Origin of the sequence: Chryseobacterium sp. OSA05B, assembly GCF_019970065.1 — a bacterium.
Lineage (GTDB): Bacteria > Bacteroidota > Bacteroidia > Flavobacteriales > Weeksellaceae > Chryseobacterium.
Map to the genome: position 1 here is coordinate 257051 of NZ_JAHXYH010000006.1, position 10996 is coordinate 268046.

12 protein-coding genes are annotated in these 10996 nt (G+C 37.2%); 5 read left to right on the top strand and 7 right to left on the bottom strand.

Features of this window, described 5'->3' with window-relative positions; translation table 11 throughout:
• Positions 1 to 442: 442 nt before the first annotated feature.
• Positions 443 to 2119: a hypothetical protein gene (locus LC419_RS20960; RefSeq protein WP_223609169.1), complete on the top strand. Its 1677-nt coding sequence runs from the start codon at positions 443 to 445 to the stop codon at positions 2117 to 2119.
• Positions 2120 to 2188: 69 nt separating this feature from the next.
• Here LC419_RS20960 and LC419_RS20965 read toward each other — a convergent pair whose 3' ends face one another.
• The 4 genes from LC419_RS20965 to LC419_RS20980 all read right to left on the bottom strand — a co-directional run bounded on the left by LC419_RS20965 (position 2189) and on the right by LC419_RS20980 (position 5050).
• A complete protein-coding gene (locus tag LC419_RS20965) occupies positions 2189 to 2416 on the bottom strand; it encodes a DUF3820 family protein (protein ID WP_223609181.1) in 228 nt (75 codons plus the stop codon).
• A gap of 1 nt (position 2417) precedes the next feature.
• Positions 2418 to 3509 (bottom strand): AI-2E family transporter, encoded by a 1092-nt coding sequence (locus LC419_RS20970; RefSeq protein WP_223609170.1) that lies wholly within the window; start codon positions 3507 to 3509, stop codon positions 2418 to 2420.
• Positions 3510 to 3520: 11 nt separating this feature from the next.
• The gene (locus LC419_RS20975) at positions 3521 to 4258 is read right to left on the bottom strand and encodes a beta-carotene 15,15'-monooxygenase (protein WP_223609171.1); all 738 of its coding nucleotides are present in this window, start codon (positions 4256 to 4258) and stop codon (positions 3521 to 3523) included.
• 72 nt (positions 4259 to 4330) lie between these two features.
• Positions 4331 to 5050 (bottom strand): hypothetical protein, encoded by a 720-nt coding sequence (locus tag LC419_RS20980; RefSeq protein WP_223609172.1) that lies wholly within the window; start codon positions 5048 to 5050, stop codon positions 4331 to 4333.
• A gap of 47 nt (positions 5051 to 5097) precedes the next feature.
• Between LC419_RS20980 and LC419_RS20985 the strand changes: the two genes are divergently transcribed.
• Entirely contained in the window at positions 5098 to 6075 is a 978-nt protein-coding gene (locus LC419_RS20985) for an aminodeoxychorismate synthase component I (RefSeq protein ID WP_223609173.1), read from the top strand.
• Positions 6059 to 6685, top strand: coding sequence for an aminotransferase class IV (locus tag LC419_RS20990; protein WP_223609174.1), 627 nt, complete (start codon positions 6059 to 6061; stop codon positions 6683 to 6685). Before LC419_RS20985 ends, LC419_RS20990 begins: the two co-directional genes overlap by 17 nt.
• Here LC419_RS20990 and menD read toward each other — a convergent pair.
• On the bottom strand, positions 6682 to 8358 hold the full coding sequence (gene menD / locus LC419_RS20995) for a 2-succinyl-5-enolpyruvyl-6-hydroxy-3-cyclohexene-1-carboxylic-acid synthase (protein WP_223609175.1): 1677 nt from the start codon (positions 8356 to 8358) through the stop codon (positions 6682 to 6684). The genes LC419_RS20990 and menD overlap by 4 nt on opposite strands.
• A gap of 84 nt (positions 8359 to 8442) precedes the next feature.
• Between menD and LC419_RS21000 the strand changes: the two genes are divergently transcribed.
• A complete protein-coding gene (locus tag LC419_RS21000; RefSeq protein WP_223609176.1) occupies positions 8443 to 9393 on the top strand; it encodes an isopenicillin N synthase family oxygenase in 951 nt (316 codons plus the stop codon).
• A 95-nt stretch (positions 9394 to 9488) separates the two neighbouring features.
• Here LC419_RS21000 and LC419_RS21005 read toward each other — a convergent pair whose 3' ends face one another.
• Both LC419_RS21005 and LC419_RS21010 read right to left on the bottom strand, forming a co-directional pair.
• Complete coding sequence (locus tag LC419_RS21005; RefSeq protein ID WP_223609177.1) at positions 9489 to 9677, bottom strand: hypothetical protein; 189 nt, start codon at positions 9675 to 9677, stop codon at positions 9489 to 9491.
• Positions 9678 to 9860: 183 nt separating this feature from the next.
• Positions 9861 to 10133: a hypothetical protein gene (locus tag LC419_RS21010; protein ID WP_223609178.1), complete on the bottom strand. Its 273-nt coding sequence runs from the start codon at positions 10131 to 10133 to the stop codon at positions 9861 to 9863.
• 254 nt (positions 10134 to 10387) lie between these two features.
• Between LC419_RS21010 and LC419_RS21015 the strand changes: the two genes are divergently transcribed.
• Positions 10388 to 10549 carry a hypothetical protein gene (locus LC419_RS21015; protein WP_165571882.1) on the top strand — a complete coding sequence of 54 codons (162 nt, stop codon included), beginning with the start codon at positions 10388 to 10390 and terminating at the stop codon, positions 10547 to 10549.
• Positions 10550 to 10996: the final 447 nt, after the last annotated feature.

The following is a 10996-nucleotide window of genomic DNA, read 5'->3' on the forward strand; positions in this document are numbered from 1 at the left end:
ACAAGCCCTGTTTTATGATATTTTTAAAAGGTATTATAAAACAGAGCCCTTGTTTTTTTAATTCTGAACACAATAAATCAACACATTTTGATATAATAAATATTTATGAATATTGTTTTTTTTTTGCATTTTTTTATAATAAATTTTAAATATAAAAGCGTTCTAATAATTTTTTTGAAGGTAAAATTCATGAATTAACAATTTTGAATTTGAAAAATTTGACAGAATTTATAAGTTTGTTTCCACAAAATGTTTTCTAGATGGAAATGAACAACAAAATTTTGCTTAGAAAACTAGTAATGATTAATTGAAAAATATTTGTCAATTAGAGTACTCCAGATATGGATCTTTATAACCCATTTTGAACCTGAAAATTACTGCATGATTTCTTACCTAAAAACACACAATTGCCAATATTTATTTAACTTAAAAATACGCAACAATGAAAATTAATTTATTTGGTTTGTTACTACTTCCTGCTGTTTGTTTTGGACAGGTAGGTATTAACAACACAGCTCCTCAGGGAACTCTTGACATTACCGCAAAAAATGCAACCGGAACATCCACTAACGCAGACGGGGTTTTGATTCCCCGGGTAGACCGGCAAAGAATTCAAAGCATGACGGGAGTACAGACTTCAACCATGGTGTATGTAAACAGCGTGGCAACCGGAACACAGGCCGGGACAGCCATCAATGTGGATACGGTTGGGTATTACTATTACAACGGTACCGCATGGGTAAAACTTATTTCCGGAAGCAGCAATAATATTTACAGTACAGATGGAACCCTTGCTGCCAACAGAACGGTTACTCAGGCTGATAAGACATTAGCTTTTACAGGAACGGCTGTGAATGCCTTCTCTATAGATGGAAAAACTTTTTCTATTGATGCTGCCAATGACAGGTTGGGAGTAGGTACTTCAGCACCACAAGGAATTGTGAATTTTGTTACTGAGAATAAGGGTCTGGGAGCAGCTAATGATTTTTATTTTGACGGTTATGGAACTTCTGTTAGTCCTGCCTTATTTCTTGGGTCAGCCGGAGGCACAGAAGCTGCGCCTATCAATTTAACAGCAGGAGTCAACATAGGTTCTATAAATTTTAAACCAAGAGTAAATGGAGGCTGGTTGTATGAGACGTCAAGGATGTATTCTTTGTATCAGGGCAATGGAACTGATAACCTGACAGATTTGCGTTTTGATACATCAGCAGCATTAAGAATGATTATTGATCAAACCGGAAATGTGGGAGTGGGTACAGCTACCCCTCAGAAAACATTTCACGTGAACGGTACAGCTCAGATTACCAACGAGCTAAATGTTGGAGGAACAGCAACTACACCAGGAAGCGCAGGAACTTCAGGACAGGTTCTTACCTCAGGCGGTGCCGGAGCTTCCCCTAAATGGGTAAATGCCAGTAGTCTTGCTGCTGCAGACAATAATATTTACAGTACAGATGGAACCCTTTCTGCCAACAGAACGGTTATTCAGGCTGATAAGACATTAGCGTTTACTGGAACGGCAGTGAATGCCTTCTCTGTAGATGGTGCTACATTTTCTGTAGATGCAGCCAATGATAGATTGGGTATTGGAACTGCTACACCAACTGAAAAACTTGATGTAAATGGTAATGTGAGGATTCGAGGAGCTGCGGATGGAAGCAATGTAACGGACTTTCCCAAAGCTGTAGTGATGAAAACAGACGGGACACTAGGTACTGCAGCAGTTTCTAATGTATCGTTGCAGAGCTACCAGCTAAGAATACCCCCACTTTCTAATACTGCTGATTTTACCAATCATTCAAATACCGGATTTGATTCAGATAATTGGTGGGTCATCTCAAAAGCATCAACCATAGCAACCGCGAATACAACTCCAAGAATGACGATAGTCTATGAATTCCAGGGTACCGCATTTACAGATCCAGCCAAAATTTTTCCTCAAATGACAGCAGGTAACGCTTCTGGATTTACAGATGTATTTGTTCCTTCTTTTGTCTCACTACAAAATGTGGGAGGAAAAACCAGACTTACCGTTACAATTGTAAGAGTTGATAATATTAATACCTCATGGGGAGCTACATTTTTATTAAACGTATTGTTTGCTATTAAAGGTTAAAGTATCTGATGAACACGTATTATAAAAAGCAATTAGCGTTTGACATGGTCAAACGCTAATTGCTTTCATTTATTTTACTGAAGCTCTGATCGGAATCAGGAGTTCCATCAAGCCATTCAGTTTAATTTCATAAACAGTGGCGAGCTGCATGCCCAGTTTCCCTGGAGGCATTCCTTTCCTGTTAAACCATTCAAGATAGCTTACAGGAAGGTCAGCAAGCACTGTTCCCTGGTATTTTCCGAAAGGCATCTTGACGATGCAGATCTCTTTTAATATTTCTGGATTGACTCCTTCCACTTTATACAATTAAATTAACTTTATTTCCCTGATCATTGTCCTTATCCGGCAGTTCAAGTTCAGGAGGTGTATCTTCATCTGAAAATTCATTTCTGTAAATCTGAATCAGCAGTAAGGTAAAAGAGATAAGAATCGGTCCGAAAATAAGTCCCATAAAACCAAATAAATTCATCCCCATAATAATCCCGAATACGGTATTCAGCGGATGGATATTTTCCAGTTTTTTCAGGAGCGTAAAACGAAGCAGATTATCCGTAAGACCTACCACGATCAAACAGTAAGCTGCAAGACCAAGTCCCTGACCGGTATTTCCCTCTGCAATCATAAAGATACAGACCGGGACATACACAATAGCCGCCCCTACAACCGGAACCATGGAAGCAGCCGCCGTTAAAGCAAAAAGAAGAACCGCACTGGGTGCTCCAAAGATGAAATACCCTATAAGTGCCACAACCCCCTGCCCCAATGCTACCACTGGAATCCCAATGGCATTGGCCATAATCAGTTTTCTCAGCTTTTCGCCGATCAAAGAAATATTCGCTCTCTTCAGCGGAGCAGACGAACTCAGAATTCTTTCAAACAGTCTCGGACTTGCCAGCATAAAATAAAGGATAAAATACATGGACATCACCACCGTAAGTGTGTTGAAGGTCCCGCTGAGCGCTGATGTGGAAATTCTTCCGGCAGAGCTCTTTACTTTATCCATATTTTCTTTGCTGAGAAAATCGAAATTCGTTTTTGAGTAAACATACGAGTGGATTTTATCCAGAAATACATTGAATTTAGCCATGTAAGCCTGGGCATTCCCTAATTTTTCGATCAGCAGATCTCCAATGAAATAAATAGGAAGGATAAGGATAATAAGACTCGCCAGCATCAGTACAAGCGCTGAAAGCCAGGGTTTCCACTTTTTCTGCTCCTGCAGGTAAAAATTATACTTTCTGCAGACCACGTAAATCGTGATTGCCCCAAGTACCGACGGTATGAATAGCGAAAGGTTAAAGCAGATCAACCCGGTCAGCACCAGAATTATGGCCAGCAGAGCGACCTGTTTTATCGCAACGCTACTTATCTGTTTATCCTTATTTATCATTTATTTTGTATTTATTTTTTAAATTCGATCTGTCTTGGCTTACCTAAGAAAGCACAATATGTAGAATACATCACGATCATCATGAACGGAGCCGTCACAATAATACCGATACCACACAGAATAATTCCTGCAACAGAAATTAATGCTCCAACTACAGTCGCTCCAAGAAACGTTCCATAATTTTCTTTTGCAATGTTGAAAGACTTTCCTAACGCCTCAGTTGCTGATGCATTTTCAAACAATAGAATTGGATAACCCAATAAAAGCAGAGGGTAAACAAAAATAATAGGGAAGAAGCACAATGACATAGCAACCGTAGAGATGATCCCTGAAATAATACTATAAATAAGGATATTCACAAAGTTCTGCTTGTACCCGATGAAAAGATCAGCAAAATCGATCTGGCTTTTGGTATTGTACTTATTAACAATGTAGATCAAACCTACATACAAAGGAGCAAGAAAGATTCCTAAAAGACCCGATAATGAAAGATACAATGAAAATCCCGGAACATTCCAGTAGCTGAAGCTTGAATAATCCCCGCCGGCATCTTTCATTTCCTCCATCATGGAAGCAGAATTGAACCCGCTGATAAACTGGATCGCAAAACCTGCTATCATGTAAATTACCATCGCTACGATTCCATAAAGGAAAACTCCTTTAAACATTTCAAAGGAATGCGAAATGATGGATCCGGTATCTCTGTTTGGAACGGAACCCTGTTGGTCAAATTCGTTAAATTCTGACATAGTTTAATATTTAATGATTTTTACCAAAATTAACTTTTTTTGGCAGAAAAACATATTAAACCTTTTTAAAATTTAACTTTTTTCAGAGAAAACTGTTTTGTACAGAGAGTAAATCATCGCGTTCCAAAAAGGAAATGTGAACAGTCCACCCACAAAAAATAAGGTGAAACCAATATATTTAAAGAAAACAGCCACTATAGTGCATACCAATATTTCCAGGAAATATCTTCTCAGGGCCTGAAAACTTAAAGATATTGCTTCAAAAATTCTCTTATTGGTAAAAAACATGAGTGGCGCCACAAAAGTGGTAATCAAGATCCATATAATGACTAATATAATGGTCTGAAATGTATAGATATAAACAAACAGCCAAAAGGTATAATATCCTATATATTTGAAAAAATTCAACCCATTGTAGCCTACAAGCAGATCTCCTAATTCCAGTTTTTCTTTCAGATCAATTTTTCTGTAAATATTATAGAAGCCTATGTTCAGTGGGTATAGAAAGATCATTGTGCCAATAAGGGTCCATGAAAAATACATCGCTCCCGGATTGGATTGCAATTTTAAAATCTGTTCCGACGCATTCATTCCCATGTTTATATTTTTAGCCGTTTCTATATATTGGGTTAAAATACCATACCTTCCATCTAAGAAAAAAAGTACTGAAAAGAAAATTCCAAAATAAAAGATTGAAAATACTAACTGAAAGAAAAGTGTCTTGTTCCAATAGAAAAAAGCCTGCTTCAATATAAAATCTATTCCCGGTTTCTGTGGATATCTGCTCTGCATCAAAAAAATTTTACACAAAAGTAATCATCATTAATTATTTTTGCAGGATGTTTTCAATGAATCATCAAAAATTTCTGGAAATGGACGAACTTTCCCTTCAGAAGGTGCCGTTCTTTTTCATGATCGATTTCCTTGCGGAAAATGTAGAGGTCTACAAAGAATATGAAATTGACAAATCAGGTTTGTTAATTGATTTTCAAGGCTTTTCCAACTCAAAACAACAGCACGTTCTCAATAAAAAAATTGAATGGACGCCTTTTCCTGAATCATTGGAAAGTTTTAAATACGGATTTGACAAGGTTCAAAAAAATATTCGTCTTGGAAATTCATATCTTACCAATTATACCAGAAAAACGGAAGTTCAGACGAATTTAAGCCTTGATGAAATTTTTTATCATTCAATTGCGAAGTACAAAGTGTATTCTAAAGATTTTTTTGTATTTTTTTCTCCTGAAACTTTTGTAAAGATTATAGACGGCAAAATTTTAACCTACCCAATGAAAGGCACTATTGATGCATCTTTGGAAAATGCGGCCGAAGTTTTGAAAAACGATAAAAAAGAGAAAGCGGAACACTATACGGTGGTAGATCTTCTGAGGAACGATCTCAGTATGGTGGCAAACGATGTGAAAGTGGATCAGTTCCAGCATGTAGATCTCATCAGGACGCAGCAGAAAGATCTGTATGCGATGAGTTCTGAAATTTCAGGAACGGTAAAACCTGAGTTTGCAGGAAAAATAGGGAGCATGATGAAAAAACTGCTTCCTGCCGGATCAATTCTTGGAGCGCCAAAGCCTAAAACGCTGGAAATAATCTTAGAAGCAGAAGGATACGACAGAGGATATTATACCGGAGTATGTGGCTGGTTTGATGGTGAAAACCTGGACAGTTGCGTCATGATACGCTTTATTGAAAAAGAGGGAGATCACCTTTATTTCAAAAGTGGTGGCGGTATAACACACATGAGCAGGTTAGAAGACGAATATCAGGAAATGAAAAATAAAATCTATGTCCCAATTCATTGAAAGCATAAAGGTAGAAGATAAGGAGATTTTCCTATTAGAACTACATCAAAAACGTGTCAACCAGACATTTGCCCATTTCGGAAAGGAAGGGTCTATTGATCTGGGTAAGATCTTCAAAAACCTTGAGCATGACGAAGACGGTCTGTTTAAGCTGAGACTTTCCTATGATCTTGATAAAAGAATCCGAACTCAGATGATTCCCTACGCCATCCCTGAAATACAGAGCTTCCAGCTGGTGGAAAACAACAGCTTTGACTATTCTTTCAAATTTGAGGACCGTAAGGAACTGGAGAAGATGAAAATGAAATCCAAAGCAGAGGAAATCATTATTGTCAAAAACAATCATATCACCGATACGTCTTTTTCGAACATTCTTTTCCTTAAAAGCAAGGATTGGTTCACACCAAATACCTACCTTTTGAATGGTGTTCAAAGGCAGAACCTTTTGAAAAACAAGAAGATAAAAGAAACAGAAGTCACGCTTCAGAACATTAAGCAGTTTTCTCATTTCCAACTGATTAATGCCCTGAATGACTTTGATGATATGTTTATTTATCCGATCGACAGAATTAACAATCTGCCAGGGAATGAAGAATATCTTGATTTTTAACTTCCTTTCATAAATTCAAAGTAGGCCTTCTGAACATCTGCGCTGTTTTTCCCGTAGGTATTTACTTCCAGGATTTTCGGCTGCAGATCTGGTTTGAAGAAATTCTCCAGCACTCTGTCCAATGTTGGCTCATCTTCTACTTTGATATAGGAGAATCCAAAATGTTTGGCTAAATGCTCAGCATGTTTCCGGTGTTTGGTCGCGATGAATTCATCCAATGTATTAGGGTTTGCATTTCCAGGCCCCGGAATAATCTTAAAGATATTTCCTTCACCATTATTGAAAATGATAATTCTCACGAATGGCGGAATATATTGATTCCAAAGTCCGTTGATGTCATAGAAAAATCCTAGATCTCCCGTAATAAGCAACGTTGGATTCGCGTTTTTAATGGCAAAGCCCATCGCTGTAGAGGTAGAACCATCTATCCCGCTTGTTCCTCTGTTACAGTAGATTTTCCTTTTCCCGAAATCAAACAGCTGTGCATATCTGATCGCTGAAGAATTGCTGAAATGGATATTATAATTTTCAGGAATGGTTTGAGAAGCTTTATTAAAGAAATAAAAATCTGAAAATTCAGCTTTATTCAGGAACAATTCGTGCTTAGCATCTTTTTTATCCCTTAAAACATCCCAAAGATTAAAATAAGGTCTCGGTTCAAGATTGATAAATTTCAATAGTTTAGAAAAGAAAACCTCCGGTTTCACCTCGATCTTCTCCGTCAGAGAGAAATACGTATCAGGTTGCCATACGTCATCCAGATGCCAGTGCTGTTTTGGACGTGCATTTCTCAGGAACTGTTTTACTTTCTTGGAAACGACGTTCTGCCCTACTGTGATCAAAAGATCCGGAGCATAGGTCTTGTAATCTTCTTCAGTAAAATTAAAGATATAACGGTCAATATGTCTGAAAAATTTTTCATGATACAAATTGGAATTGGCTTCACTCAATACCACCACAGAATGATTCTTCACCAATTGGGTCAATTGATTTTCCAGCTCCGGGCTGTAATCTCTGGTTCCCACCAAAAGCATGATCCTTTGAGAAGTATGCCAGTCTGCAATTAAGTTAGACGGAATCTCGTATTCCTTATGTCTGATTGTTTTTTCAACAGTTGGGAAAGAAGGAAGTTCAGAAACTAACTCGTACAATGGTTCTTCTAAAGGAATATTGATATGCACCGGGCCCCGCTTTTCAAAACAGAGTTCGATGGCTTTTTTAATAATGTCAAAATTAATGTCTTCCGCATTCTCTTTGCTGTCTTCTATAAGCTGGAAGTCACCGTAAGAATGCTGATGAAAAATATCCTTTTGCCTGATGGTTTGTCCGTCAAAAATATCAACGAAATCTGTAGGTCGGTCAGCGGTCAGGATCAAAAGCGGAACATTCTGGTAAAAAGCTTCTGTTACCGCCGGATAATAATTGGCCACGGCAGAACCGCTGGTACAAGTTATCGCTACAGGTTTCTTCTCGCTTATAGCCATTCCTATTCCTACAAAAGCAGCGCTTCTTTCATCTACAATGCTGTAACAGTTGAAGGCATCAATTTCCGAAAAATGAATCGCAAGGGGTGCATTTCTGGATCCCGGGGAAATGATGACATCTGAAATTCCGTACTGCTGAAGAAGATGGGCAAGTATCTGAATACTTCTCTTAGAAGAATATTTTTTCATACAGCAAATTTAACGGATAAATACCTATTTTAAAATCATTTCAATCAAAAAAAATGTAATTTTGTAATTCGTAAATTTCTAAAAATGGATAAAATACCTAGTGTAGACCTGCGTGATTTCCTTTCGGACAACCCGGAACGCAAACAGAAATTTGTAAATGAAATCGGAAAAGCTTATGAAGAAATTGGTTTTGTAGCCTTAAAAGGCCATTTTCTTGATGACAAACTAGTAGATGAACTCTATGGAGAGGTTAAAAACTTTTTTGACCAACCAGTAGAAACGAAGCAGAAGTATGAAATTCCAGGAATCGGTGGCCAGAGAGGTTACGTAGGATTCGGTAAAGAAACCGCCAAAGGTTTCAAAAAAGGTGATTTAAAAGAATTTTGGCATTTCGGGCAGTATGTGTCTGATGATTCAAAGTACAAATCAGAGTATCCGGACAACGTCATCGTTGATGAACTTCCGAAATTCAACGAAGTAGGAAAAGAAGCCTACCAGATGCTTGAAAAAACAGGACAGTATGTGCTAAGAGCTTTAGCGATCTATCTTGGTCTGGATGAGTTTTATTTTGATGATAAAATCGCGGAAGGAAATTCTATTCTGAGACCTATTCACTATCCCCCAATTACTCAGGAGCCTGATGATGCCGTAAGAGCTGCTGCTCATGGAGATATCAATCTGATTACTCTTTTAATGGGATCTCAGGGGAAAGGGTTACAGGTTCAGAACCACAACGGAGATTGGATCGATGCTATTGCAGAACCGGATGAATTAATGATCAATGTGGGAGATATGTTGTCAAGACATACCAACAACAAATTAAAATCTACTATTCACAGAGTGGTTAATCCACCTAGAGAATCATGGGGAACCTCAAGGTACTCAATCCCGTTCTTTATGCATCCAGTAAGCGGAATGTCGTTAAATGCTCTTGAAAACTGTATTGACGAAAACAATCCTAAGTTATATGAAGATACAACGGCAGGAGAATTTTTACATGAAAGACTTATTGAATTAGGACTTATCAAAAAGTAATATAAAAAAGTCAATAATTGATCTGTATTCCGGTTATCCGCTTAATGTTGTAACCTTCAGATTAATTATTGACTTTTATTTATATCGAAAGCCGGTTAGAAACCAAACCCGCAGGGCATCACCTCACAGGTAAGACTGCAGCTGTTAAACCGGTAGCATGCCATTCCCGCATTATTCAGTTCTGCACAGGGATCTTCGAATGTATCTCTTATTTCAAAACATTTTTTTGATCCTCCTCTGATTTCTTTCAGATCTTTTCTCTCAATTTTCTTTAGATTTTTCATAGTTATAGTTGTATTAATTACTGAAGACGTCGGAAGCCTTTAAGCAAGGCTGGAAAGCTATTATTCTGACAGTTCTTTTAAGTTTTGATGATAACCTTTAAACAAGTTATAAAACTGGTTAAAATTATTCTTTGCAGCCTCAATAACTTCCTCATTCATTTCAATCTTCCTTAGTTTATAAAATTATCCTGTTATACAATAAAATTCCGGACATGGAGTGGTTTGCGTAAATGTTCCCCATGGGCAAATGCATGTATAGCTATCACCGCCCGTGCCTGGGCCTCCACCACCATTTCCCGGATCTACATACGGTACACATCTTCCACCTGAGCAGATATGTCCTGCTGAGCATCCTCCAGTTCCCGGCCCTTCGCCTTCAAAACAGAAAGATGGAGTTAAATCTCCGGCTGAAATTTTCTTTTGATCCACACGGGAAAGTCTTTTTAAATTTTTCATAGTTCTTTGTTTTTGATGTTTCCTACTCTATAAGCTTTTCGGATACCGCTTTGATTGATCTAAAATTAAATATTTTTCGTTAAAAATCAAAGACTTAAACAATTTTATTCACTCGATAATGAAATTTAAGACATTCTGTTTTTGTAAGTCCATGTATCTCACAAGATTTTACGACTAAAAGCTAACTCATTTTATTTTAGTTAATAATTTTTTAATTATCTTTACTTTACTATCAAATTTTTAATTAAAACAATATGAAAAATCTAAAAAAACTAGACAAAGGCCAGTTAAAAAGTATCTCCGGAGCAGGAGCCATTAAACTTCCTGAACCTGAATTCTGTATGTACTACTGCAACGGTACTGTAGTTTGTGCAACTTGCAGTGATGATTTCAAATGTCCGGACAACACTATGTAAGATTGAAAATCAGAAAGAATAAGAAAACCGCTCTTTTCAGAGCGGTTTTTTGTTTTTTGAATTTATTACCCCATTTAATGAATAAGACCTCTGGTATGCATTGAAAAATGATCTATTATAGGATAAATATATAAGAAGGAATTATAAAGAATTCTAGAGCATAAGTTTTGGCTGAAGCCTTTTACATTGGGTATATATTGTAAGCGGGCTTTAGCTCGCTCCTATTGAATAAATATAGGAAGCATATATAGATCGTTTTACGGTTTTGGGACAAAAGCTCACGCAGCCTGATATGAGAATAACATTTATCATGAATGATCATTGATAAAAGATGATTGATCGCTGATGTATTGACTGGAAGGTCTTGATCCACATTACTCATTACTGATCAATCATGATTTATAATTGATGATTGATGATTGATAAGCCATCATTGATCTTTTATCA